This window comes from Sporosarcina sp. BI001-red, assembly GCF_003384035.1.
Taxonomy (GTDB): Bacteria; Bacillota; Bacilli; order Bacillales_A; family Planococcaceae; genus Sporosarcina.
On record NZ_QQAK01000011.1, the window covers coordinates 413,632 to 439,958 of the forward strand.

The 26,327-nt window shown below is 40.9% G+C and carries 28 protein-coding genes; 7 read left to right on the forward strand and 21 right to left on the reverse strand.

Features of this window, described 5'->3' with window-relative positions; genetic code table 11:
* Positions 1-98: 98 nt before the first annotated feature.
* Complete coding sequence (locus DVB69_RS09105; RefSeq protein ID WP_158541070.1) at positions 99-1,085, reverse strand: LacI family DNA-binding transcriptional regulator; 987 nt, start codon at positions 1,083-1,085, stop codon at positions 99-101.
* Between the two features lie 184 nt (positions 1,086-1,269).
* Positions 1,270-2,463, reverse strand: coding sequence for a DUF4317 domain-containing protein (locus DVB69_RS09110; protein ID WP_116018723.1), 1,194 nt, complete (start codon positions 2,461-2,463; stop codon positions 1,270-1,272).
* 194 nt (positions 2,464-2,657) lie between these two features.
* Between DVB69_RS09110 and DVB69_RS09115 the strand changes: the two genes are divergently transcribed.
* Both DVB69_RS09115 and DVB69_RS09120 read left to right on the forward strand, forming a co-directional pair.
* Positions 2,658-3,080 carry an organic hydroperoxide resistance protein gene (locus DVB69_RS09115; RefSeq protein ID WP_116018725.1) on the forward strand — a complete coding sequence of 141 codons (423 nt, stop codon included), beginning with the start codon at positions 2,658-2,660 and terminating at the stop codon, positions 3,078-3,080.
* A 167-nt stretch (positions 3,081-3,247) separates the two neighbouring features.
* Positions 3,248-3,739, forward strand: a complete 492-nt coding sequence (locus tag DVB69_RS09120; protein ID WP_116018727.1) for a hypothetical protein — start codon at positions 3,248-3,250, stop codon at positions 3,737-3,739.
* Between the two features lie 73 nt (positions 3,740-3,812).
* Here DVB69_RS09120 and DVB69_RS09125 read toward each other — a convergent pair whose 3' ends face one another.
* The 4 genes from DVB69_RS09125 to DVB69_RS09140 all read right to left on the reverse strand — a co-directional run bounded on the left by DVB69_RS09125 (position 3,813) and on the right by DVB69_RS09140 (position 6,976).
* Positions 3,813-4,562 (reverse strand): alpha/beta hydrolase, encoded by a 750-nt coding sequence (locus DVB69_RS09125; protein WP_116018729.1) that lies wholly within the window; start codon positions 4,560-4,562, stop codon positions 3,813-3,815.
* Positions 4,563-4,591: 29 nt separating this feature from the next.
* On the reverse strand, positions 4,592-5,209 hold the full coding sequence (locus tag DVB69_RS09130; RefSeq protein WP_116018731.1) for an NUDIX hydrolase: 618 nt from the start codon (positions 5,207-5,209) through the stop codon (positions 4,592-4,594).
* A gap of 363 nt (positions 5,210-5,572) precedes the next feature.
* Positions 5,573-6,349 (reverse strand): TatD family hydrolase, encoded by a 777-nt coding sequence (locus tag DVB69_RS09135; RefSeq protein WP_116018733.1) that lies wholly within the window; start codon positions 6,347-6,349, stop codon positions 5,573-5,575.
* Positions 6,350-6,400: 51 nt separating this feature from the next.
* A complete protein-coding gene (locus tag DVB69_RS09140; RefSeq protein WP_116018735.1) occupies positions 6,401-6,976 on the reverse strand; it encodes a TetR/AcrR family transcriptional regulator in 576 nt (191 codons plus the stop codon).
* 145 nt (positions 6,977-7,121) lie between these two features.
* Between DVB69_RS09140 and DVB69_RS09145 the strand changes: the two genes are divergently transcribed.
* Complete coding sequence (locus tag DVB69_RS09145; protein ID WP_116018737.1) at positions 7,122-7,880, forward strand: SDR family oxidoreductase; 759 nt, start codon at positions 7,122-7,124, stop codon at positions 7,878-7,880.
* A 251-nt stretch (positions 7,881-8,131) separates the two neighbouring features.
* On the opposite strand, the gene DVB69_RS09150 is transcribed toward DVB69_RS09145, so the two are convergent.
* Positions 8,132-9,232, reverse strand: coding sequence for a helix-turn-helix transcriptional regulator (locus DVB69_RS09150; RefSeq protein WP_116018739.1), 1,101 nt, complete (start codon positions 9,230-9,232; stop codon positions 8,132-8,134).
* 234 nt (positions 9,233-9,466) lie between these two features.
* On the opposite strand from DVB69_RS09150, the gene DVB69_RS09155 reads away from it, so the two are divergent.
* Positions 9,467-10,651, forward strand: coding sequence for a YhgE/Pip domain-containing protein (locus DVB69_RS09155; RefSeq protein ID WP_116018741.1), 1,185 nt, complete (start codon positions 9,467-9,469; stop codon positions 10,649-10,651).
* A 46-nt stretch (positions 10,652-10,697) separates the two neighbouring features.
* Complete coding sequence (locus DVB69_RS09160) at positions 10,698-11,237, forward strand: PadR family transcriptional regulator (protein ID WP_116018743.1); 540 nt, start codon at positions 10,698-10,700, stop codon at positions 11,235-11,237.
* A 148-nt stretch (positions 11,238-11,385) separates the two neighbouring features.
* On the opposite strand, the gene DVB69_RS09165 is transcribed toward DVB69_RS09160, so the two are convergent.
* Positions 11,386-12,075, reverse strand: a complete 690-nt coding sequence (locus DVB69_RS09165; protein ID WP_116018745.1) for a type 1 glutamine amidotransferase domain-containing protein — start codon at positions 12,073-12,075, stop codon at positions 11,386-11,388.
* 73 nt (positions 12,076-12,148) lie between these two features.
* On the opposite strand from DVB69_RS09165, the gene DVB69_RS09170 reads away from it, so the two are divergent.
* Entirely contained in the window at positions 12,149-12,484 is a 336-nt protein-coding gene (locus DVB69_RS09170; protein ID WP_116018747.1) for a MerR family transcriptional regulator, read from the forward strand.
* Between the two features lie 62 nt (positions 12,485-12,546).
* Here the strand turns inward: DVB69_RS09170 and DVB69_RS09175 are convergent, their stop codons facing one another.
* The 4 genes from DVB69_RS09175 to DVB69_RS09190 all read right to left on the reverse strand — a co-directional run bounded on the left by DVB69_RS09175 (position 12,547) and on the right by DVB69_RS09190 (position 15,457).
* On the reverse strand, positions 12,547-13,377 hold the full coding sequence (locus DVB69_RS09175) for a MetQ/NlpA family ABC transporter substrate-binding protein (RefSeq protein ID WP_116018750.1): 831 nt from the start codon (positions 13,375-13,377) through the stop codon (positions 12,547-12,549).
* 16 nt (positions 13,378-13,393) lie between these two features.
* A complete protein-coding gene (locus DVB69_RS09180) occupies positions 13,394-14,056 on the reverse strand; it encodes a methionine ABC transporter permease (protein ID WP_116018752.1) in 663 nt (220 codons plus the stop codon).
* Positions 14,049-14,795: a methionine ABC transporter ATP-binding protein gene (locus DVB69_RS09185; protein ID WP_116018754.1), complete on the reverse strand. Its 747-nt coding sequence runs from the start codon at positions 14,793-14,795 to the stop codon at positions 14,049-14,051. Before DVB69_RS09185 ends, DVB69_RS09180 begins: the two co-directional genes overlap by 8 nt.
* 146 nt (positions 14,796-14,941) lie before the next feature.
* On the reverse strand, positions 14,942-15,457 hold the full coding sequence (locus tag DVB69_RS09190; protein ID WP_116018857.1) for a YehS family protein: 516 nt from the start codon (positions 15,455-15,457) through the stop codon (positions 14,942-14,944).
* A gap of 384 nt (positions 15,458-15,841) precedes the next feature.
* Between DVB69_RS09190 and DVB69_RS09195 the strand changes: the two genes are divergently transcribed.
* Positions 15,842-16,516 (forward strand): hypothetical protein, encoded by a 675-nt coding sequence (locus tag DVB69_RS09195; RefSeq protein WP_233505361.1) that lies wholly within the window; start codon positions 15,842-15,844, stop codon positions 16,514-16,516.
* Positions 16,517-16,661: 145 nt separating this feature from the next.
* Here DVB69_RS09195 and rlmH read toward each other — a convergent pair whose 3' ends face one another.
* The 9 genes from rlmH to DVB69_RS09240 form a co-directional block, all read right to left on the reverse strand.
* Positions 16,662-17,141 (reverse strand): 23S rRNA (pseudouridine(1915)-N(3))-methyltransferase RlmH, encoded by a 480-nt coding sequence (gene rlmH, locus DVB69_RS09200; protein WP_116018756.1) that lies wholly within the window; start codon positions 17,139-17,141, stop codon positions 16,662-16,664.
* A 79-nt stretch (positions 17,142-17,220) separates the two neighbouring features.
* Positions 17,221-17,385: a CxxH/CxxC protein gene (locus DVB69_RS09205; RefSeq protein WP_116018858.1), complete on the reverse strand. Its 165-nt coding sequence runs from the start codon at positions 17,383-17,385 to the stop codon at positions 17,221-17,223.
* 165 nt (positions 17,386-17,550) lie between these two features.
* Positions 17,551-18,855 (reverse strand): S1C family serine protease, encoded by a 1,305-nt coding sequence (locus DVB69_RS09210; RefSeq protein WP_116018758.1) that lies wholly within the window; start codon positions 18,853-18,855, stop codon positions 17,551-17,553.
* Between the two features lie 444 nt (positions 18,856-19,299).
* Complete coding sequence (locus DVB69_RS09215; RefSeq protein WP_116018760.1) at positions 19,300-20,088, reverse strand: MBL fold metallo-hydrolase; 789 nt, start codon at positions 20,086-20,088, stop codon at positions 19,300-19,302.
* Between the two features lie 12 nt (positions 20,089-20,100).
* A complete protein-coding gene (locus DVB69_RS09220) occupies positions 20,101-20,919 on the reverse strand; it encodes a two-component system regulatory protein YycI (protein ID WP_116018762.1) in 819 nt (272 codons plus the stop codon).
* Positions 20,906-22,240, reverse strand: a complete 1,335-nt coding sequence (locus DVB69_RS09225; RefSeq protein ID WP_116018764.1) for a YycH family regulatory protein — start codon at positions 22,238-22,240, stop codon at positions 20,906-20,908. The genes DVB69_RS09220 and DVB69_RS09225 overlap by 14 nt, the downstream gene beginning before the upstream one ends.
* Positions 22,237-24,069: a cell wall metabolism sensor histidine kinase WalK gene (walK, locus tag DVB69_RS09230; protein ID WP_116018766.1), complete on the reverse strand. Its 1,833-nt coding sequence runs from the start codon at positions 24,067-24,069 to the stop codon at positions 22,237-22,239. The genes DVB69_RS09225 and walK overlap by 4 nt, the downstream gene beginning before the upstream one ends.
* A 4-nt stretch (positions 24,070-24,073) precedes the next feature.
* Positions 24,074-24,784, reverse strand: coding sequence for a response regulator YycF (gene yycF, locus DVB69_RS09235; RefSeq protein WP_116018768.1), 711 nt, complete (start codon positions 24,782-24,784; stop codon positions 24,074-24,076).
* A 241-nt stretch (positions 24,785-25,025) separates the two neighbouring features.
* A complete protein-coding gene (locus DVB69_RS09240; protein ID WP_116018770.1) occupies positions 25,026-26,315 on the reverse strand; it encodes an adenylosuccinate synthase in 1,290 nt (429 codons plus the stop codon).
* Between the last annotated feature and the right edge of the window lie 12 nt (positions 26,316-26,327).

A 26,327-nucleotide genomic window follows, 5' to 3' on the forward strand; every position in this document is an offset into this window, starting at 1 on the left:
AACTATTCCTGATTCAACAAGCTTTTTTATTCCTGCATACGTATGCAACAAACTCTACGTGAAAAGACTATTCCTATTATTCCTTGAAGTCAACTACTTTATGTTGTATTTCTTTCAATGAATTTCCCCTCAATTTCAATATTGCGTGAAAATCCTGTATAGGAGGTGACTTCATCCATTAAATAATTTACTGTCTCTTCAACCATTTCTTTAATTGGCTGTTCCCACGTGGTTAGTTCATATGCTGGCCAAGAAGCCATATCGATATTATCAAATCCAACTACTTTAGTATCTTGTGGAATCCGAACATTATTTTTACGAAGCGCATCGATGACACCTAACGCCATAATGTCATTCGCTACAAAAAATGCAGATGGCACTCGCATTTCTTCCAATATAGTCATTGCTGTCCGGTATCCGCCTTCATATGTGTAATTTGAATTATATTTTCGATAGTCATTTTTATGTTGATCGAGAACTTCACAAAAACCTTTTTCACGCTCTATGCTCGTAGAAGTGTGTTCGTTACCGGTAATTAGTACCATGTCAGTGGCGCCTTTTGAAAGTAAATACTGCGCAATCGATCGGCTGGCATTTAAATTGTTGCAGCATACTGAATGGAATTCACCCATTCCTAGCTTTCTATTAAAGAATACAAGTGGAATGTGGTTCTTCACAAACTCTTCCCCAACGGCTAAAGACATCGTTGCATCCGTGACAACCACGCCCGCAACATTATAGTTCAATAATGTGTCGACATCCTCTTTTTGGATTTCATCATTGTTCGTATACACAAACAAAATACTGTATCCATGTTGCTTGAATATCGAACTGAACCGTTTCAAAACTTCTGCATAAAAAGGGTTTTGAACACCTTTCATGACGAGACCAATAATATTCGATTGATTTGTTATGAGACTTCTCGCGTATACGTTAGGACGATAACCTAGTTCTTCTGCAGCATCAAGAACCCGTTTCTTAGTTTTCTCAGAAACAGATGCACCTTCAAAATATACTCTTGAAACAGAGGATTGTGATACCCCTGCTAGTTTTGCAACGTCCTTTGCAGTCACCGTTTCTCTCATTACGCTCATTCCTTTGAATTCATTTTCAAATCTCTACCAATACCTTTACTCTATAGTACTATTTTTACAACTTCAATAGGTTATAAACCAAAAAAAGCTAATTACATTCAAGTAATCAGCCAATTATGGTATTTCGTCTTTTGGTTTCTTTAAATCGGATTACGCCAGTAACGTGTTTACACACTTACGATTCAAACAATTCTTCCTCCATCAACGTAAACCCTTCAATCATCGTATCTTCTTCTACCTCTATCAAGATGCAGCGTTTGCCATTGTAATTGACTTGTTTCACATATTTCAAGTCTTGTGGGCTAATTGCGATATTTGCAACTTTTGTGCTGATTTTAATTGATTTTGAGGTATAACTTGGCACGACGTGACTCGCTTTTAATTCATAGGAGTCGTCTTCTACAACGGATTGGAATGCTTGTTGCACTTTCTCCGTGTCCACATTTTCCGCGCCGCTCATCCTTAGCACACGTTCCAGTTCTTTCGTATCCAACGTTGGGACGTATTCCTCATCTTCTCCCTCGTCTTCTACAGTGGTCATACGATTGATTTCATCATAGACGTTTGTCAGCATCTGAGTGTTCACTTCATCACCAATGACATGCTTGACGATTTCTTCGAATACTGCTTTGTCGTCTTCCGCCGTCATAATTTCTTCTCCATCCAGCACCTTTTCGATAAATTGATAATCCGGCTTATTCGCCTTGCCCGCTGCATACAAAATGTGATTGACGTCTGCTGCGTTATCAGTGAAGCACGGGAACAGAAATCCACCAATTGGTGATGCAAGTTTTACAACAGGATCTGCCATCTCACTCGACTTGAATTCACGTTCGATAAAATCAAAGATGAGAGAGGGCTTCGGAAGCTCTGTATGGTTCATGCTGCACAAGATGAATGGCGTTGTATATGCCTCATCCCCTTCAGCCATCTCCAGCTCCTCTAGGTTCTTTTTCGTAGGCTTATAATACTTTCCACGAATGAACGTAATGACTAAATCTTTTTCATACTGAGCGTCTTGCACCATTTTTTGTGCAATGCCTTGCATGTTTTCTTTCCAATCATCGACTTCTCTAGTGTTAAGTCCTGCGTACAACAACCGTTGAGTATTATCTGTCTGTTCTTCTTTCGGTTCTGCAAACCGTACCTCGAACAACTTCATATCTAATTTCCCGCCAAGTACTTTTTTGAAATTCGCTAAAAATAGTTCCTGTTGTTCCCGCTCCATTAATCCGAAAGCCTGGCTTTCTTCGTGATAGATTTCATTACTCTCTTGACGAACGTATACGTTGTAAATATCCGTGATCATCAGTAAGTCCGTATCCACTTTAAATTGTTTGCGAATCGCAGCAATATCTTTTTTATTCATTCTAAGTCCCTGCTTTCTCTCTTAGGAATACACCGTTTCATATCAACTAGCGTTCTTTTCTTTTGTAATACTACTCATTATAACAATGTTCACACTGAAATAAAAACGTACGTTCCGTTCAATGAGATTAAAAAAATTTAGACTGGGTAAACATATCTTATAATCGAAAAACGAACTTAAGGAGAAGTGATATTATGTCAGAAACACTATTCACAGCTACTGCAACTGCAAAAGGTGGACGCGAAGGACATGTTCAATCATCAGATAGCGTTGTCAGTTTCGATACAGCCATGCCAGGAACTCCAAGGGCTAAAAAGCTTGAGAGTTCAACAAATCCTGAACAATTATTTGCTGCCGGACACGCAGCATGTTTTGACGGAGCACTGCAATTGGTTGCAGGCAAAGAGAAAGTGAAATTCGATTCTGAAGTGACTGCAAATGTGAGCCTTCAGAAAGACGAAGCAGACCAAGGCTTCAAGTTAGCGGTGAAGCTGCAAGTAAAAGGTACGGGTATTGAAAAGGATCAGTTGCAAGCATTAGTCGAAAAAGCGCATCAGGTCTGCCCATACTCAAAAGCGACGCGAGACAACATAGAAGTTACATTGGAAACTCTCTAATCCAAACAAAATTTTAACTACTAAAACCCCAACGTTTACAGGCGTTGGGGTTTTGGTGGTCTTCATGTGTTACTTGATAAGATGTCTTTTCACTGTCACCATGTAGCGAGAACGACATAGGCTATATAGAACAGGAGATACTGCTTAACAAACAGGAGGAATCGAAAATGGTGACCTATCAACCCTTTGCGGGTATCGTGACTGCCATCAATGACTTTTCAATCGGACAGTACAACGAAGTGGGTTGTTACAAGCTCATGTCTGTCGATAATGGGTATGGAAACGTAGTGAATTTTGTGGTAGCACCTACTACTTACTTTGTTGATCAAGAAGTAGTATCCGTTGGGGATCAGGTAACTGGATTTTATGATGCGAATGCTCCAGCTCCGCTCATCTTCCCACCGCAATTCAATGCGCTGATCATGTATAAAAATACATCCGGACAATTTGTAAAGGTCGATCATTTTGATGATCAGTTAGTGAGCAGTGATCACACGTTACAGTTGAATATGAATCCCGCCACTAAAGTTATCCTGCAAAACGGGCAGCCCTTCACTGGAAACCTAAGAAATCGAAATCTACTTGTTGTGTATGGGGCAACCACTCGAAGTATCCCTGCGCAGACAACGCCATACCAAATCGTTGTGTTATGTTCTTGATGGAATATTTCCCTGCATGTGCATGAACCTTGTGCATGCAGGATTTTTCACCTTCAGGTCAGGAAGGTTATCCTCAATCCCGTAGTTCTCCCAAAAAATCCACTACGTATTTAACGGTATCTTGAATCTGCTGATCTCCTGGTAGTGAGGAGTCTCCATCGCCTTTTTGATGACCATACTCTCCGAATCCACCGTGATTCCCACCTTCTATTTCGATGAATTCTGCATCACTTGGCATCATCGACTTTGCGTCTTTCACCTTATCCAAATCAGCAACTAAGTCATGGCTTCCCCATATCGACAACACCTTCAGAGAGGAACCACTCAAATCAGTTTTACTTTGCGGATAGGATGCGAGTAACACGAGCCCTTCTATATTGTCATGATCTAGCGCGTAATCTGCCGCCATCACACCACCTAATGAGTGCCCGCCAATAACCCATCTTTTTACAGACGGATGGTCGCTAATAATTTGACCTGCTCGATTTGGAGAAAGAATTGCTAAGTTAAATGGGAGATCTGCAATAATGACGGGATATCCTTTTGCTGCAATTTCTTTTGCCATCGGTGCATAGGCAGGTGCTTCTACTTTGGCTCCAGGATAGAAAATAAATCCGATTTCCTTAGCTTCTGAACCTGGTTCAAACAGAATGTCCCCATCGCGCTTTACAGTCACCTGGTCATCAGATTGTAAGCTTTTCTTTGCAGATGAGATTGCCTCATAAGACGTACTGACGAAAATGAAAAAACCTACTATCGCAATCAGCAGGAACACCGCAATTCCTACAAGAGTCTTTACCTTCCATGACTTCTTTTGTTTCATCTACATGACTCCTTTACGTGAGATAACACTTATTTGATCAGATCGATAAAGTGTTTTAATATCCGAGCAGTCAGTCCCCAAACAATATATTCTTCATACTCATAAAACCACTCTTCCTGTGAACGCTTTCCCCATTGGTACTGTTCACCATTGTAGATTTTATCGAACGGAAAGTTCGGCAAGGGGGAAGGTTGAACGGGGACTCTGTGTAGAACAGGTTCGTGTTCAAGTAACCACTTCAAAGGAATCGCAAAGACTTCCTCGACTTCGTCCTTATTAAAAGAATGGATAATTTCATGATAGTCGCACACCGCTACAAATGGATAGACGACAAACGAAGGGGATGCAATATATGGACTCAACTTTCCAATGACGTTGACGGTGTCTGGATCTATCCCTAATTCTTCCTGCGTTTCTCGCAATGCAGCATCCATCGGCGAAGCATCCGCTATGTCAATTCGACCTCCAGGAAAACTACTATCCCCTGGTTGTTTACGCATTGTTAGGGATCGTCTTTCAAAAATCACTTGCCACTCTCCTGATTCTTGCACAAGTGGTACCAAGACTGCGGCGCGAAATGCAGTATCTTCTCCAATGAATAATGACGCATTGTCATCTAGATGTTTCTTCAGATCCTCCAAGAACATAAAGTTTCTGCACCTCCCTGCTTTCTTATAACGTTATCGTATCATTGGCAGATGAATAATTAAAGAATCTCAAAAGGAGTCATTTCAACCCGTTGCTTTAAAATTTTTCCCAGTATGAATGTTAGGTGGTCCCCTGGTTCCCTCAAAAAAACACGAGATTAACACTATTTAATGGTCTCGTGTTCCTGATGATTATAGTTTAAATTAATAGTCCAATTCGTTCAGTTCCTCTAATAGTTGAGCAAACTCAGCTGGACTACAGACCACTTTTTCCGACACTATAGCAATTTGTTCATCTCTATTGTTCGTCTTTTAAGTACAACCAGCACACCATATAATCTCGATGTTCCCATATCCACAACGTTACAACCGATAAAACTTCCGAGTTGTCTCATAGATTTGACGATAAGTTTCTTCTATACCCAATCCCTTTATATGTGCAACGGTGTGTATACTATGGTGCATCATAGCTGGATGAGTCATCTTCTCTGCAAAATAGCCCTTAAAGGGCCAAGGCCCATCTGTTTCCACCATTAATTGTGATAATGGGGTTTGTTTGACTATATGTTGAATCTCTTGTTCGTACGTGACATCCGGCGTAACCGATAGAACATACCCATTCCGAAGAACACGCTCTAGAACTGCGTCATCTCCTTTAAACCAATGGAAATGTGCGTTTGTGATGTGATAGCTTTCCAGTATGTCACATACAATCTCCGCGTCTTGGTAAACCGCGTGTAACACAATAGGTAAATCATAGTCTGCAGCCTTTTGCACAAAACGCTCAAGTACAGTTACATATGGGGCTACATCTACCTCTGGCTCATCCTTACTTAAATAATACGGGAGACCGACTTCACCAATTGCGATGAGACGTTCATGATTATCATGAATGAGCTCCATAATTCCTTCAAGCTCCCTTTCACTCGGCAGCGGTTGTTCTGGATGATATCCGATAGCAGGTTTAACCCGACTGTCCATTTGAGCAAATTCCAGTTGTCGAAGTGAGGAGGCCATGTTGTTTGAAACAGCAATTAGTGATTTAACAGACGTTTCTTCTAACTCTTTTAGAATTTGGACACGTTCATCGTCCGTATACATATCTAAGTGGATGTGTGCGTCGATTACGTTTTGGTACATGAATTGTCACCTACTTTTGTAGTTTTTCATTTAAAAATAAATGGAAAGTAATCAAGTACCCTTGGGATTACCTGATTGTATATTTACGATTTGGACGAGTTGGCGGTTTAAATATTCCACGCTATAGCTGAAATCCTTATGGTACCAATCGATGATGATTCCAATGATAGCATTCGCCTGATAAGAGCAATGTAGCTCGTGGTCAATTTCTTCATGCACTATCGCTTCTTGATCCTTAAGCAATAATTGTTTGATTTCTTCAAACAATAGATAGTAGTAGAGTAGAGGAACTTTCTTTGAAAATACAATACGGTAGAAGTGCTTATACTTTTCAATGTGATGGAAAATACGTATTGTATCAGGATTTAGTTCTTTTGTTTTCAATACAGTCACGTGGCGATATGGTTCTTGATAGGATCTCGCCAAATCGGCAGTAATTTCTTTAAAGTACTCTTCAAATAGATCCTCAACTTGAGCATAGTGCAAATAGAAAGTACCTCGGTTCACTTTTGCCCTTCTGCAAATCTCTGAGATAGAAATGGTATCCAAGCTCTTTTCATCTAATACCTCCAGCAAAGCGTTATGCAATGCCTCTTTTGTTTTTATCACACGCAAATCTGTCCGCATCCCTTTTCACCTCTTACTGAACAGTTTTTGATAAATCTGTTACATAATGAACAACTATCAACTATTTGATTATTGTAAGAACTCCCACTCAATACTATAATTTTATTGAACAGGTGTACAGTAAAATCAGAGGAGGCGGGGTAGAATGAGATTAAAAGAAAAAGTAGCTATCGTCACTGGTGCAGCATCCGGCATGGGAAAAGCAATTGCTGTAGGGTACGCAAAAGAAGGAGCGAAAGTTGTAGTGTCCGACATTAACATGGAGGGTGCTCAAGCCGTTGTAGGTGAAATTAAAGCTCTAGGTGCAGATGCAATTGCAGTTCAAACAAATGTGGTATCAGAAGAGGATGTGCAACGGCTATTCAATGAAACAAAAGAAGCATTTGGTAAATTGGACATCCTTGTAAACAATGCCGGCATCATGGATGGGATGGAGCCTGTCGGGGAAGTTACCGAAGAACAATGGGAACGAGTTTTCTCTGTGAATACAACGGCTGTCATGAGATCTATGCGCATTGCAGTGAACCTATTCATGGAACAAGGACATGGTGCCATCGTCAATAACATTTCTGCAGGAGGGCTTTACGGTGGTCGCGCGGGAGCTGCGTACACAGCATCAAAGCACGCAGTCGTCGGTTTAACAAAAAATACGGCGTTCATGTACGCAGACAAAAACATACGCTGCAACGGGATTGCTCCAGGAGCCGTAGCAACGAATATCAGTGCTTCCATGAAAAATATAAGCGAATTTGGGGCACGTCGCCAATCACTTGGTATGTCCCTGAACCCGCGCGTCGGACAACCTGAAGAAGTTGCAGAAATGGCCATCCTCTTAGGATCGGATGCTGCAAGTTTTGTGAATGGACAGGTAATTGGTGTAGACGGAGGCTGGACCTCTTATTGATGAATTGAATTTGTATCGGTGTGCATTTAGTTCTTGAGGGTAGTTTTGAATACAATTAGTTTTACCTGACACTTTTAATGCCCAAAAGACCGGTACTTCAAGGTCTTTTGGTTTACTATTGATACGCTTCCTTTTATGGATTGTAAGTTCAAATTAATAAACTATACATATTTGTGTTTTACACGATATGGCGTTTTAAATAATTCACGTTCCAGCTGAACTACTTATACTACTCCTACTAACTGCTTCTTCTAAACATGGTCATTACTATTCATCAACCTTACTTTATTTATCAGCTCTATATACTGTGTATCTCCATACCCGATCATCGGAAAAACCTCAAATAACTGTTTGAGCAGTTCAGATTGAGATAACTGTTTATTTCTTGCAATGTAGTTAGTTACGGGATTATTTTCTGTCAGCATTTCTAAATATAACTTGATGGCCTGATACATTACAGGAAGCAGTACGTGAGTTGGCTTTTTATGATTCACCAACACCTCTTCATAGACAGACTGATAATTCCCTAAGGTCAGCTCTGTTTGGATGACTTTAAACTCATCCTCCCTAAAACTATTTAGATAGACTGTACCTCTATAATTCGACTGCTCCAAATAGGCAAGAACGGTCAGAAGATTCATTTGACAAAACAAATCTTCACCAAACCACAAGACTATATAGTTATAGTTTTTCTGATTGAGCTTCGTTAATGGCTGTATCACTTTATCGCTGTAACTTTCAATAGAGTCTTCGTGTCCTAAAGCACGTGTTTGAATGAACGTGGAATCAAAAATTGGAAGTGTCGTTTCATGGACACACATCGCTTCATTAAATGGGGCATAATCGGAATTCCCCATCAGTTTTTTACTTTTGAACTCCTCATACATGACTTGTCCATTTAAGATATTCAACACATCCTGGTCAAATAATTGGCTCTTTTCACTTTGCAAATGTGCAACTTCTGTTTCTCTTCGAATATTTATATAATTTGCTCCCTCTTCTGAATAAGTCATAAGTCTTGCAATGGATTGAACCGGCATTTGATGACGTTGGAAATCACTTGGACTTATACCAAAAACTTCTTTAAATGCCCTACTGTAGGCTTCTTGTGATGAGTAGTTATAGTCGACAGCGACAGTCATTATCTTGCGGTTCATTCCTAAATCCCCTGTAGACAAATATAGTCTCCGAAGCAACATGTAGCGTCTTATACTGAGACCGGTAACCTGATGAAACTTAAAAGAGCAGTAGTATGGAGAATACCCCATATGACTTGCTAACCCATCTAAAGAGAACTCCCCTTGTAATTTGTCCTCTATCCAATCAATCATTTGCTGTATGGACTCTTTCAATTTTATCACTCCTAAAAAACAGTATACGCTGTAGTTGTTTCACTCATTTGATAGTTGTTGTGCTAAGTTAAGACTTTCACTTCCCCCCTACTTTAACCCCCATCTATCCCTACTCTAATCAAATTAGTTGACTTCCTAGGGAAAAAGAATAAAATGATGAGATACTTTAAACAAAGTACTTTTCTTAAAGTTCGCGAGTTGAAGTGTATATTGAATTGGAGAGAGGAAAAATATATGAAATTCACACAGTTTCTAAAAACGAGAGGTTCTATAGCCGCCATCATTATGGGGGTATTCTATGCGATTGCCATGCTGGGGATCTTCTTACCAGGTTACACGGCAATTCCAGGAAATATTGATAAGTTACCAATCGCAATCGTCAATGATGATGCAGGTGAATATGGTGCAAAGATTGCAGGTCAACTACAAGAAAATTTACCTTTTAAAGAAATAAAAACAGACGTAAAAAATAAGCAAGCGTTAAAAGAGTTGAAGAAAAATGACTTAGCCTTAGTCGTTCATATCCCTGAATCATTCTCTTCGGATATGCAAAAAGGTGAAACCTCGTCTAGTATCGATTTTACAATCAATGACGCAGGAGCAACAGTCGTTTCTTCTTCTATGAAGTCAGTTGTTGCAGAAATCAATAACCAGCTAAGTCAGCAATTCTCTCAACAAACTGCTCAAAGCGTACTAATGAACTTTAATGTACCTGAAAAGCAAGCTTCTGAATTAGCCGAAAAAATTGAAACAGCTTATGTTGGTAATGTAGTGACCGTCAACAAAATTCCAGATGGTATGCATAATAATATGCTTCCTATGTTCTTAACAATGGCTAGTTACATTGGGGCTATGATCGGATCCATGCAATTAGTGGAAGCCTTTAAAGATAGCCGTGGCAAAGCTAGCAAAACACGTTTATTCATCTACTTACAATTGACGGCTCTCTTGATTGCTGTGTTATCCTCATTAGCCGCTATAGGGATCACCTACTTAGTGAATCAACCTGATGGAAGCTTGTTCTTGAGTATGATAGGTCATCAAGTCCTTATCTATATGGTAAGTTTCAATTTTACAGCGATCCTTATTTTCTTACTTGGATCTGCTGGTATGATTCTCAATATCCCACTAATCTTCGTACAGACTTTAGCGAATGGGGCAGTTATCTCACGTGATATGATGTACAAGCCATATGAATGGGCAAGTCATATTACACCTATGTATTATTCCGTACAGGGCTACTTAGCAGATTTATATGGAAGCATTAGTCCAAGTCCATTCCTGTGGTCTCTAGCCGCTGTTGGATTAGTTGCAATGATCATCAATATCATAATCGTTGCGACCATTCACAGATCCAAACCATCTCACAAGTCCTTAACAAAGACTGAAATAGAAGAAATTACTAAAGTGTTGTCTTAATCATGTTATAATAAGAATAATTATTCTTATTAAAGGGGCATTGCGAATGAGCATTCAAGTGTTTATATTAAGCAAACTAATGATAGGAAAAACCTATCCTTATGAGCTAAAAAAACAAATGTCTGAACCCATTCCATTGGACGAATTAGGTGGAATTACAGAAAGTAAACTGTACTATCACTTCGACGCATTGGCGAAACACGGCTTAGTTGAACCCGTTGAAATTATAAAAGAAGAACATCGACCGGATAAACAAGTATTTGGGATTACCGCTAAGGGACGTGAAGAGCTCCCTAAAAAGATTTATAAGTTGTTTGAATCAGCTAACAACATTAATGACATTGTCATTGGCATGGCTAACATTAAATACGTGGATCCTGAAAAGGTAGTCGTTCTCTTAAAAGGGAGATTGGATGATTATAAAGCCCATTGGGATCGTCTCATGAAATTTGAAAACCATACACATAAAGACAAAAAAAGTGAAAATCTCAATGAATTGCTAATTGGATATTTTACAACTAAATCTGATCACACCATTTATTGGCTTGAAGAGGCCATTAAACAAATTGAACTGGGCAATCTATAAAAGGGACTCTCCAGAAAGTCAGTGAGAACTGATTTCTGCGAAAGTCCCTCTTTTTGTGTAAGATGTTTATTCACAAATATAAAAAAAGCAAAGCTATGATGTAAATGAATCATAGCCTTGCTCCTACTTCTAGCAGGTACGTTTTTTGTTAGTTAGTTGTATTAAAAATAGATACCACTTCGGTTGCCACTGCACCGCCAGAAGCCGGATTTTGTCCAGTAACGACGCGATGATCTGCGACAGCAAACGCAGTCCAATCATCACCTTTCACATAGTTTGCCCCTTGGCTGACGAGAGCATCCTCTGTTAAAAATGGTACAGTATTTTCTAATCCTAATGCTGCTTCTTCTGTATTGGTGAAGCCTGTTACCTTTTTGTTCGCAATTAGCGGCTCACCCGCTGCGTCTTTAATATTCATTAAACCTGCAGAACCGTGACACACTGCTGAGACGATTCCACCATTTTGATAAATCGTGCTCGCGATGTTCTGTAAGTTTTCATCATCTGGATAATCCCACATAACCCCGTGGCCGCCAGTGTAATAGATCGCATCATACTCAGCTGCATTCACTTCACTTGCAGCTAACGTCGTGCCTAGCTTATTCATGAAAGTACGGTCTTCGTAATACTTCCAGTCGAGTTCAGACATCTGATCTGCTTGTAAACTATGCGGGTCAATTGCCGTGTAGCCACCTTTAGGGCTTACATAATCTATTTTGTGTCCTTCTTTTTGCAAGACGTCTACAAAGTGTACTGCTTCACCCAGCCATAACCCAGTTGCGCGTTCCAGATTTGGATATTTGGAAACATTTGTGACCACGACTAAAATCTTTTTCATTTCACTCACTCCTCGTATTTGATATGATTAACCATAAAGGTTAAACCTAACTTTAAGTCAAGGAGGATGCTCCATGTATCCCATTCAACAAGCAAGCACCTTAGCCCAAGTTCCCTCCAGCACAATAAGGTATTATGAAAAGATTCAACTCATTCCTCCGATTTCAAGAAACACGCAAGGAAACCGTACGTTTGACGATAAAGATATTGAAGTCCTGAATCTAATTAGGTGCTTCCGTCATCTCGGGATGTCCATTGAAGATATTAGAGAGAACTTGTCAGATATCAATGGGTCATATGAAAATATGAATACGAAAGTGATTCTGTTCCAGCATAAAGAAAAGTTGGAAGAGCAGATTGTCATTCTGAACTCATTCATCCGTGAAATTGATGACAAGATAATGGCTTGACTGAAGCATAGAAAAAGACTTTAAGAGACAGAATTGACTGCTCTTAAAGTCTTTTTCTTTTATCAGAATGCTGGAATTGCCGTTTCATCGTAGTTATCTTCCAAAAACTTACGTACCTCATCGGATGTCATTGCTTTCGATAACTTTTGAATTGGCTCCCAGTCGGCATTGTCTTCTCGGGCAATTAGCGTGATGGCAAAATCATTTTCAACACCTTCAGTTAGAAGTGCATCACTTTTCGGCGTCAAGTTCAGTGGTGCTGCATAAGCAGGTGTCATGATGACTGCATCTGCGTCATCATACATTCTCGCGAGCATCAGTAAATCCACCTCTTTGAACTCATAGTTCTTCGGATTCTCTAAAATATCTCCAGTTGTATAGTAAGGTCCATTTTTTTCTTTTAGCGAAATGACGTTTTGCTGTGCTAGTAATGCTAATGACCGGTCAATATTTGATACGTCATTGGCGATTGCGATGCTCGCACCTTTTGGCAATTTGTCCATGGAGTCATAGTCTTTTGAATAGACGCCGTAATTGGCAAAATAGATAGGCGTAATCGGAACTAAGTTTGCGTCATTATTGCGATTGAACTCTTCCATGTACGGAACGTGTTGGAAAAAGTTTGCGTCTACTTCCTTCGCAGCAAGTGCACTGTTCGGTTGAACATTATCGCCCAATACGACGATTTTAAGGTCCACCCCTTCTTCTGCAAGAGTTGGTTTCACTAGTTCAAGGATTTCCGTCATCGGCGGGATAAGTGAAGCGACTTTCAATGTAACGACATCGTGTTCTTTTGTCTGAGCCTTTTCGGGTTCATTAGTTGAATCTGATTTGTTACATCCTGCCAAGACTAAAATAATACTCATCGTTAAAAGTAATAGAATTTTTTTCATTGTTTTCTCCTGTTCTTTATCGTTTGTCAATCCATCTAGATACAGACGTCCCCGTAAATTGAATGAGCTGTACTAAAATGATCATAATCACAATCATATAAACCATTAAATCCGTCTTGAACTGTTGATAGCCATAACGAATCGCAAAATCTCCGATTCCCCCTCCCCCTACTACTCCCATAATGGTCGAATAAGAGATGAAGCTAATGATGGAGGTCGTTAATCCGAGGACAAGTCCGGAACGAGCTTCCACGTAAAGAAATTTAATAATGACCTCTTTCATAGAAGCACCCATAGAAATTGCCGCTTCCATCACGCCTTTCGGGACGTCCAATAACGCTTGCTCCACTAATCGTGAATAATGGGCAATGGCGATAATTGAAAGTGGCACAGTTGCAGCTGCGGTGCCAATTGCTGTTCCAATTAGAAGCCTCGTAAAAGGAATTAAAAAGACGACTAACAATAGAAACGGAAAGGAACGGATCACATTTACAAATAAATTGACGACTGAAAAGACAGTTTGATTTTCAAAAGCCTGTCCCCTCCGGCAAATAAATAGTACTGTTCCTACAGGCAACCCTATTAGAATGGCTGCTAGGATGGAAACTCCCACCATAATGAACGTTTCTCCAATCGCCTGCCAAATTTCAGCTTGGTATTGAATGAGTACTTCAGGCATCGCGATCACCGTCATCCATGAGCTGTTCCACGAGGTGCCCCGCTGAGCTTTCCGTCTCCTGAATGCCTTTAGGTGTAATGGAAAACGTATCATGAACAGTTCCTTCTGTCATCACAGTTACGCGATTGCAGATGCTTTTAATGACCTTCATCTCATGACTCACAAGGACAATGGTGACCCCAAGCCTTTGATTAATATCTGTTAAAACCGTGAGAATTTCAGCAGTCGTATGAGGATCCAGAGATGACGTGGGTTCATCACATAACAGCACGTTTGGATGGTTCGCAAGTGCTCTTGCAATCGCAACCCGCTGCTTTTGACCCCCACTTAGCTGCGCTGGATACTTTGTCTGGAAATGTTCTAGTCCAACAAATCGAAGACATTCCAGTGCTCGTTTTCGACGTTCACCTTTAGGGTACTTTGCGAGTTCAAGCGCGACCAGTACATTTTCGTAGACAGTTTTATTGGCGACTAAGTTGAAGTGTTGAAAGATCATCCCGATGGATTTACGAGTCTGCCGAAGTTGTTTGTTGGTAAGAGCAGTCAGCTTATGACCGCTCACTTCCACTGTTCCTGAGTCTGGTGTTTCCAACAAGTTTATCAATCGCAACAACGTGGATTTTCCAGCACCGCTCGCACCAATGATGCCATGAATATCACCTTGAGCAATCGAGAGTGAAATGGATTGTATGACGGGAACACCGCTAAAACTTTTACTGACATTATGTAACGAAATCAAAGATAATCCCTCTCTCTTGTTGAAAGGTGGCTGCAACCTTCATGATTATAGCTTATCATGTATACGCTGTCATTTTATCTGCAAAGCAACTAAAAAAGGTATGCTCCGATAACGATTCGGACCCTACCTTTTGATTTCCAGTTAGTTCATGCTCGATATATGTTTGCCAACCCTTTTAAGAAGTTTCTAGCGTATCGATCGCCACACTCTTTATAATTACGGTGTCCTTCTTTTCTTAGAACAGCGCTCAATTCACTTTTTGACACAGTGACACCTACGTCACTTAAGATATCAATCATCTCTTCACTAGTAAGGGAAAGTGCAATTTTCATCTTCTTAAGCAAGATATTATTCACGTTTCTATTGTCAGCGGTCATTAAGAACTGATTTTTGATAGTTTCAGGAGTTTCCTCTTGAGACCCTCTTTTTAATGTAACACACCCGTTTAAGAAAGACTCTAGCGTGGTGTTGTCGATCATTTTAATATACTCTTCGTCTGGTGCCTCGCCATCCGAACTGTTTTTCGTCTTCGACAACATGTCCTGCACTTCAGCCTTTGTTGTTTCGATTCCGCCCAATGCGAAAATCTCCACCATTTCAATGTCTTTTATGTCCAATGCATATCTCAATCGAGTTAATATATCGTTATTATTCAACGGTATCACCTTTACCTTCCCACTTGTTCTGTAGTTATCAGTATAAACCTTTTTCTTGTTGAATGTCTGAATACCTAATTTCTACTTGAATTTAACTGTATGAGCGTAAGTTAAAAATGTGACTCATTAAATGATTTTGCTACTTTAAGAATGTCTTTTACTTATGGTATGGTTTATCGCATTTATCCCTTTTTTAAAAGGGAATAGTGAACACGGTTGTACTCATATCCATACTCACCCTCCCTTCAATTTTATTCTTACTCTCTAAAATATATCTAGCAGGCCTAGCCAATTACGTAGGTTACGATTGTTTCATATAGAAAAGGATTAAAATTTGTACAACCATATTTAGCTATTGTCCATATATTAATTAAGAAAGGAGATGAGATAATGAGTAAAGATAAGTCTTGGTATGAAGATACGTCTTATTTAAGCAATACTAACAAACAGCAGTCCGAATGCGAACACTTAAGTAAGGAAGACACCGTATCATCAGTACACCAAAAATGTATTGACCGTGCTTTTCGCCTCCCCGTATTTTTAAGTACGACAAATACATTGAATTCAAAACAGCAAAAGTTCCTAAACCGTCTAATTTTAGAAATGGAAACTGCCTTGCTTTTCCCCAGGACGGGTCCTATTACTGAAAACTATCCAGAAAGTATTTTAACCAATGTCCGTCGATTGGTTTCATCCAGCTATGGAATGCTGGCAGTAAATTTTCGCCGTTATTTGATTGAAACAGTTAACACCAATGTAGGGCCACCTTTATCAACCACACCGTTCTGGCAAGGTTCAAGTTTTGCACAGATTGAACCAGCTATGGCTTTTCAACGGGGACTCCCTATATTATTAGTCAGGGAGAGTGATACTGACTTAACAAATGGATTATGGTTAGGAGGAATTCCTCCACTCAATACATTAATAGTTTGGGATTCCGATCATCAATCTGTCGATGAATTTTTTAATAGCATTACATGGAGAGAAGCTTTTGCATTCTGGGTAGCTGAAGTGAGAACAGCTTACTATATTCAAACAGAACCAGACTTCAAGTACGGGTGTTAGCAGTAGACCCATTCATTATTATCTAATTGACTATAATTAATGGTCAGATGTAGGAGATTCTCATTCACTCTAAAGTACAGTTGATTAAATAAAAATGAGCGATCCAGTAGATAAATTACTGGATCGCTCATTTTTTAAACCTCATTTACTTATGGTATGGTTCATTCCTCATAATCCTAAACCCACGATACACTTGCTCCAGCAAAATCAGCTTCATCAACTGATGTGGAAACGTCATCTTCGAAAACGATAGCAACTCGTCCGCTCGGTTATAGACATCTGCATGCAATCCAAGGGATCCTCCAATGACAAAAGTGATTTTACTTTTTCCATAGGTCATGAGTGATTGCAGGTTTTCTGCTAGTTGCTCAGATGTTTTCTGTTTCCCTTCAATTGCGAGAGCAATGACATGGGCGTCTGGAGAAACTTTCGTGAGAATGCGGTCCGCTTCCTTTTTCTTCACGATTTCCATGTCTGCATCGCTGAGTTGTTCGGGTGCTTTTTCATCCGCTACCTCGATTAACTCGATTTTTGCATAGGCACCGAGCCGCTTTGTATATTCGTCAATGCCCATTTTTAAATACTTCTCTTTCAGTTTCCCTACAGTCACAATTGTAATATTCACAGCGTTGTCCACCTTTTTTGAAATGTTATGCACAGAAGTTATGCACATATCCACAAGTCCATCTAGATATAGTGCCCGATTATGTGTTCGTCACAAGATAGACAGCAAGTGTATCACAGTAATCACACGTTGTGGATAACTTCTCTTCGTTTGTTATCGGTTCCATGCTCGGAAATGTCTCCTCTTTTGCAACAAATTCGTCAAGCGCCCGGTTTATATGGGTTTCACAGCTATTAATTTTCAAATTATTCACCCCTTTTCCATTTTTAATTCCCCACAAAGTTATGCACAAATTTTCAGTTTTATCCACAAACATAGAATTGTTGATAAAAAAAGCAGGCACAATAGCGGATTTCCTGCTATCGTGCCTGCTGTGGATAACTAAGTGGTTATTTTATGCACATGTGCATTAGAATGAGTTGCCATCTTTCAGAACCATGTCAATTGTGACAGGTTTCCCTTCACGATAGACTTTCATCGTCATACTATCTCCGACTTTCTTTTCGTTGTACAAGTGCTTGCGCAACGTCACCATGTCTTCAATCGGTTCTCCGTCCATCTCTATAATTGTATCATATTTTTGGACTCCTGCGGTTTGCGCTGGTGTATTACGGAATACTTCTGTAACCACTACACCATTTTTGACGTCTTCCGGTAACTTCAGTATACTCTGCTGCTGAACAGGAATACTTCGCAAGTCGAGTAGGGATACACCCATTGTTGGACGATTCACTTCACCTGTCTGTTCAAGTTGCTCAATTACTGGGAAGGCTAAATTGATAGGTATCGCGAGCCCAATTCCTTCTACCGTCTCCTCTGTAATCTTCATGGAGTTAATGCCAATCAGTTGCCCTGCCATATTGATGAGCGCTCCCCCTGAGTTTCCTGGATTGATTGCTGCATCAGTTTGTAGGACATCCGCTTGCCAGTCGATGGTCCCATCTTTGTTAATGTCAATAGGAATTGAACGGTCTTTTCCTGATACTACACCTACTGTGACCGAACCAGAAAAACCAAGACCTAACGGGTTTCCAATTGCAATTACCGTTTCGCCACGCTTTAACGCATCAGAATCTCCAAATTCCATAGTAGACGTTATGTCTTTACCGTCAATTTCAACAACGGCAAGATCTGTCCAAACATCGCTCCCAATTAACTTACCAGCTATCTTTGTTCCATCATCCAGAGTTACTTCAAGTTCTTCTGCATCTTCGACAACATGATGATTGGTAACGATATACGCTTTCCCATTTTCTTTCTTATAGAGGACACCCGATCCAACTCCAATCGCTTGTGGTGTGTCAGATTGTGACCAGAAATCTTGACCACGTTGCAGGTTTGTAATTCCAACAACCGCGTCAGTCGACTTTTCAACGACTCCTGTTAAATCACTATCAATGTCAACGCTGACTTGTTTGGAGCTTCCTGAATTCTTTACTGTACCCGTTGTCTTATTGTCATTATCACCCGTTCCTCCCACGGTAAACATGAGCAACCAGACGAGAAGACCTCCTATGATGGCTCCAAATAATGCAGGGAAAAATCCACCTCTTCGTTTTGTTGGTTCTGGGGGCGGTGGAGGTGTTGTAGTTGTTCGTGTTCTGTATGGTGGTTCACTCGGTGGTACCTCGTTATTTTCCACTGGCCCCGGCTCCTGTAGTGGATCAGTTGGCCGCTGTTGTTCCTCTTCTCGATCCCGGTTGTAGTCGTCCATGGCTCTCGTCCTTTCGATTCAATACTCTCCTTACACTTTACCCCATTTTGATCAATTTAAAAGAAATATGGAGACTTCCATAAAAAGGACGATATTATGTAATAACTCGTTCCCATTTAGGACGCTATAAATAATGAACAGCTTGAGATTTTTAACTTTTAATTTGGGATGGGTAACACGTGGAAACGGGCGGGTTCTTCCTCGGAACGAGCGTGTAACACGTAGAAACGGGCGGGTTCTTCCTCGGAACGAGCGGGTAATGCGTGGAAACGGGCGGGTTCTTCCTCGGAACGAGCGGGTAATGCGTGGAAACGGGCGGGTTCTTCCTCGGAACGAGCGGGTAACACGTGGAAACGAGCGGGTTCATGATTCATTCAAGCGGTCTTCCAGACTAATCGTTCTAACCGCAAAAAACCGCATCGCCTCAAGCGATACGGTTTTACCTTAAACTGTGATCAATTCAGTCGGTTCTTCTGCATCCGTGTCATGCAAATGCACGAACTCTCCTGCGGTAATACCACATGTTTGTAACGTCTGCTCGACGCTCATACGGGCAAGGTCTTTCATGTTATTGTCACGGCTTAAGTGAGATAAATAGATCTGGGTCTCTTTTTGCTCGATAACATCACTCATTGCAATCGCTGCATCTTCGTTTGATACGTGACCAACATCACTCAATATACGACGCTTGATACTCCATGGATAACGACCCATTTGAAGCATACCAACATCATGGTTCGATTCAAACACGAAGGAATCTGCACTCTTAATGATCCCTTTCATGCGATCACTCACGTATCCAGTATCTGTAATGATCGCGAGTTTACGATTTTCCTCATGAAACACGTAGAACATCGGATCCACGGAGTCATGGGAAACGGCAAACGATTCAATGGAAATTGAACCGAAGGATTGGACGGTTTCCATGTCGAACTGAAATCGTTGCTCCAGCGCAATGTCACCAACTAGGCCATCCATAGCTTGCCACGTCTTCTGATTAGCGTAGATTGGTACGCCATGCTTTCTAGCTAAGACACCTACGCCTTTAATGTGATCGCTGTGCTCATGTGTAACAAAAATAGCTTTTACATTTTTCATCGAACGACCAATTTTCGCAAGCTGTGCTTCTATTCGTTTTGCTGTTAACCCTGCGTCTACTAGGTAGGCTTCTGATTCATTTTCTATATAAATTGAATTCCCAGTACTGCCACTGGCAAGTATGCTGAATCGCATCGTAAAAACTCCTTATTCGGATTGCTCTTCGTCTTCTTCCGTATCCTTATCAAGTTCGAACTCAATCACTTTACCTTCGTTGGCACTGAGGAAGTGGTGCTCTTTTTCCCCGTTCTTTAATTTTACTTGAACATCCCACGTAGGGGCAAATACTTGAGTCTCCGTTAAACGCACAAGCGTGGAATAGCCCATTTTGACACTCGTCACTTCAGAGTCTTGCTTTAATAGTCCTCGTGAAGCGAGCGACCCAATGATCTCTAATGGTGACAACAAATTTTTCTTATTAAAATTCGCAAAGTCTTGCAACATGCGCTGCTCGTACGATTGAATCTTTTCATCCTCGTTCCACGATACCACAAGCATGGCACTTGGGCTGTGATAGATCGGACGTCCATCAAATTGTTGAAAGAAGAATGCTTTCTTTTGTTCTTCATCCATATTCCACAGGACATATTCTGTTCCGTTCAAAACATATTGGGAGAGAAACGATTTAAAATCATCTTTCTTTACTTCTTCAAGTGTTATTTTATCGGTGAGTGTTGACCTTAATAGGTTATCACTCATGATGTATGTTTTTTGACCCTTCAAATCTTTTAGTGATTCTTTGTTAAAGTCGACGACATCTGCAGAAACAAATGATGCTTCTTTATCTACGAATGGAGGCAGCTTGTATGTGATGTTTTCTTGCTTCAAGATATCTTCCATAGATGTTTTCGCCATCACTTCGAGGTTTTCAATATTATCATTCCGATTCAAATACAGTGAATACAGCAGTACATTCAATATCGAAAACACGATGATGAAGATCGTTTTGGTTTTACTCCAATCCAAGAAGGCCGCCTCCCTTCCGATTTAACTCTTCATGAAACACTTCCCAATTTCCTTTGATGTAATAGAACCAATGGGGTTCAAATTTCAAGACACCAACATCCGTATCATGAATAAGTAAATAACCCGGCTTTATTTCTTCTATTGCAGTGAAATCGAGATCTTCTGATGCTTCCAGCTGACGTGCAACTTCCGTTGCTGGAGGGAGTGTTACTTCATAACTTCTGATAGGCGAGTTTAGTGTAATATATGGACGTATATAACGGGCTACTCGATTGTCTCCGAGTATTTCCGTAATTTCTGCACCGTTCGGCACGTCACTATAGACTGGAAGACCATTGTCATGGAGCTGAAACCTAATGACACCAGAAACTGGGTTCATGTAGGAGTAGCGGTAATCATCAGTCCAACCGCTGTGATCATTAACAAAATCAATAGTCGTTGTCATCAGTTCAGACGGAATCGCTATTTCCTTACTTTCAGGAGGGTACGCGAAGTTCAGGACTTTCGTTTTCGTGTTTACATTCATTAACGCATGATCGTCCCCATACTCTTCTGTATTGGTCCCGACTAAATTTCTTCGGACAACAATTGGATCATTAAACAACGCGTCTTTAAACAAGGAAGGGTTTATCTCCTCTTCAATGTATGTAGAGTGGATTGCAGTAATGGGTTCATTTGATATGGCTAACGTTTTGGTCTCATTCACTTTAACTTCCTTATATTGCGACAACCTTTTACCCTTATCAATAATCGTCTTTTGGAAGCGCTGAGTATCTTCCATTTTAACTTTGGCTTTGTAATGCGTCATGCTGACGGTACTGACAAAGTGGACTTCAGGTAAACTGTCTTCAGGGTTCCAATTGACTATGAGTCGATTGAACAGAATTTCAGGAACGTTTTTGTCTTCGATTTCTAGCACATCCTCATAAACAGAAACCGGTACTTCACCTTCAAAATAGAGGACATACTGATTTCCTTTTGTGAGCAAGCTATGCAGTTCTTCTGGCGTTAGATTCTGATTCACTGCCGTAAGACCAAACACTTTCCAGCGCATCATTTCCTCAAGGACCGGTTTAATGACTAGAGAATCTGTCGTTCCAAATAACTCATCATCTGTAAATTTAAAAACCCACTTGTAAGGACGTACGAGTTCAGAAATCGGTTTCTTATGTTGTATGCCTGTAATCGATACATCTACGGACTGATTCTGATCAATTGGATCTAACTTTGTTGAATATGACCAAATTGAAAACGTGAACGTAATGCTGAGTAGGACGAGTAATAGCAGGATGACGGATTTGATTGTCTCAATATGTCTCATACATCCCACTCCCCATCGTCATGTTGTTCATAAGGTAATGTGAAGAAGATAGATGTCCCTTCTCCTTCTACACTATGCGCCCAAATCTTGCCGCCATGTGCACTAATCATTTCTTTCGCAATTGCGAGCCCCAGGCCAGTTCCGCCCATTGCACGGGAACGGGCTTTGTCTGAACGGAAGAAACGATCAAAGATCCGATTCACATTAGCAGCTGGGATACCTAAACCTTCGTCTGAAATACTTACTCTGATCGAGTCCTCTAATACAGCTACATTGAAACGAACAATTCCCCCATCAGGCGAATACTTCAGCGCATTGGAAATGATGTTATCAATTACTTGCGTCAATTTGTCCGTATCAATTTCAACAAACAAGTCCACTGGCGGAACGATTCTACGGAAACTCACTTCTTGTGACTTAGAAAACTCGAATCGATCTATGATCGAGTTGAAGAACGTATTGAAGTCTACCCACTCTGTGTCGAGCTCGTATTCGTTACTGTCCATTCTTGAAAGTTTCAGCAAATCATTTACAAGACGTATCATTCGTTCCGTCTCAGTTTGCGTCACGTTCAAGAATGCAGGTGCGATATCTTCATTTCTCCATGCCCCTTCAGCAAGGGCTTCCAAGTAACTGCGCATCGTTGTAAGTGGCGTTCTTAGTTCGTGTGAAACGTTAGATACGAATTCACGCCGTTCCATTTCTATTTTTTCCTGCTCCGTATTATCGTGCAGAACAATAATCAATCCATTTACAAAACCTGTTTCTCGCTGGGTTACAGAAAATGTTGCGCGTAAAATAGACGGTTCATCTTCCGTACTGAAGTCTAGTGGAATCGATTCGCGCATCTCTATCAAATCTTCAAAGGAGTATTCTTTCTCAATCCCCAAAATATTATTGATTGGTCTGTTCAATACGAGGTCACTAGTCATTCGAAGCATGCCAAGTGCCGAGTCGTTAATGAGACTCACACGGCCTTTTCGATCTGTTGAAATTACCCCATCTGTCATGTTTTCAAGGACAGATGCTAGTTTTCGCCTTTCAGCTTCAGTCGTGGATTGCGACTCTAGCAACTGATTGGTTAAATGGTTAAACGCAATCGCAAGCTGTCCCATTTCATCATTACCGTAGACTCGGACCTTCCTCGAATAATTGCCTTTTGCCATGGCTTGCGCTTGCCTGCGCATGTCCGAGATAGGTCGGGTGAACGTCTGGGCAATAAAGATTCCAATGATGATGGTAATTGTAAGTGAAACCGCAGCCCCTCCTGCAAGGATTCGATTGATTTGATCGATCTGCTGAAATACTTTCTCAATATTGGACTCCACATAGAGTGCTCCGATAACTTCATTGCCATTCATGATGGGGTGCGTGCTTTTCTGTACCCTTTCACGTTTTTCTTTATTGTATAATATGACGGGTAATGGAGACGTCTCAGATACAACGGCTCGCTTGACCATGTCATCCGTGGACTTTTGTCCGATCATCGTTTTCTGATGATCGAATAAAGAGGTTGCCAAAATACGATATTTTGAATCGATTACTCGGATTTCAATGATGTCATCTGAACTGAAACCTGAAAGGACGGTCCGCAAACTCGTTTCGAGTGACGGATCGTCCGAGGGGCGTTCTTTTAGCATTTCTTCACGCACGCTAAATTCAACGAGGCTGATACGATCTTTAATCGAGTTTGTGAAGTTGTTTTTCAAGGTTGTTTCTAACCCTCGTGAAAAGTACAGACCGATAATCTGCAAGGCGAGCAGAATAAGCAAAACGTAAATTAGTACAAACTTAACATGAATGGAATTAAAGATCCCCACTTTTCTCATTCCGTTAATCCTGTTCCGGGTCTCGCAAGTAGTAACCAACGCCACGACGTGTCACAATCCATGTTGGATGGCTTGGCGTATCTTCAATCTTCTCACGAAGTCTACGGATAGTAACATCCACTGTTCGAACGTCACCGAAGTAATCATAACCCCAAACTGTTTGTAACAAGTGCTCTCGTGTCATCACTTGTCCAATATGATTCGCTAAATAATGTAGTAGTTCAAACTCACGATGGGTAAGCTCAATCGTTTCCCCGCGCTTTTGCGCCAGGTAAGCATCCGGCTGAATGATGAGACTGCCGACCGCAATATCATTAGTAGCTTCTTCCGCATCCTCAGCTGTAGCTTTTTGGTGCCTACGCAAGTTCGCTTTGACACGAGCAATCAGCTCCCGTGTTCCAAACGGTTTCGTTACGTAATCATCTGCACCGAGCTCCAATCCAAGAACTTTATCGATTTCAGAGTCTTTAGCTGTTAGCATGATAATCGGAAAGTCGTATTTTTTACGAACTTCTCGGCACACTTCCATACCGTCTTGTTTTGGCAACATGATGTCGAGTAGCATGATATCTGGTTGGACCTCTTCCACTTTCGCCAGCGCATCGTCTCCATCATATGCCGTATAGACAGTGAAGCCTTCTTTTTTCAAGTTGAATTCTAATATATCCGCAATGGGTTTCTCGTCATCTACAACGAGTATTGTTTTGTTTTGCATGAATTCTACCCTTTCCGGCCGAGTCGGCGCATTTACTTGGTATCCTTTTACTCTACCATTCTTCATGCATTTTCGCACGTTCCAATCGTTACCTAAACCGCTTAGAGAGAGCATTCATTTCCCGTTCGTCTATTATTTCCCGGGGAATATCTCCCGACTTTTGTCGAAATTCCCCGAAATTAAAAACGCTTCCTCAGTATGCCCTTAGGCAGAAGCTGAGGAAGCGTCTTAAAGTTATGAATTATGCACGCCAAACGCTTTTCACAACGTTTGTTTGTGTGCGATCTGGACCTACAGAGAAGATTGAAATAGTTACGTCTGTAAGCTGGGAAACACGTTCTAAATAGTGACGTGCGTTCTCAGGTAGCTCATCAAGTGATTTACAGTTTGTTACGTCTTCAGTCCAACCTGGTAGTTCTTCATAGATCGGTGTACATTCAGCAAGCATACGCAAGTTTGCAGGATACTCTGTAATTGTTTCACCTTTGTACTCATAAGCTGTACAGATTTTAACTGTATCCAATCCTGTCAATACATCAATTGAGTTCACGGATAAATCCGTCAATCCACTAACACGACGTGCGTGACGAATGACGACACTATCGAACCAACCGATACGGCGTGGACGACCTGTTGTTGTTCCGAATTCTTTACCGACTGTACGGATCTGATCACCAATTTCATCAAATAGTTCCGTTGGGAAAGGACCATCACCAACACGAGACGTATAGGCTTTACATACGCCTACGACATGATCGATCTTTGTCGGACCAACACCAGAACCAATTGTTACCCCACCTGCAACTGGGTTGGATGATGTAACAAATGGATACGTACCTTGGTCAATATCGAGCATAACGCCTTGAGCGCCTTCAAAAAGGACACGACGTGCTTGGTCAAGTGCATCGTTCAACACTTTAGATGTATCAGTTACATACTTCGCAAGTTCTTGACCATATCCGTAGTACTCCTCTAAAATGTCTTCGATATTGAATCCTTCTGTATCGTACATTTTTTCAAACAGACGGTTCTTTTCTTTCAAGTTCATACGCAGTTTCATTTCGAAGACTTCATGGTCAAGCAAGTCTGCCATACGAATTCCGATTCGTGCAGCCTTGTCCATGTAAGCAGGTCCGATTCCTTTACCAGTAGTTCCAATCTTGTTTTCCCCACGGCTTTCTTCTTCCACTTGATCTTGTTTCAAGTGATATGGCAAAATGACGTGTGCTCGATTAGAAATACGTAAATTATCCGTATGGACGCCCCGGTCTTGAAGGCCTTTCAATTCGCCAACGAGTGCTTTCGGATCGACAACCATGCCGTTCCCGATAACAGACGTCTTATCTTTATAAAAAATGCCAGATGGCACGAGGTGAAGTTTATAAGTTTCCCCGCCGAAAATAATCGTATGACCCGCATTGTTCCCGCCTTGGTAACGTGCGATTACTTCTGCATTTTCTGAAAGGAAATCTGTAATCTTCCCTTTCCCTTCGTCTCCCCACTGTGTTCCAACAACTACTACTGATGGCATTATCAGCACCTC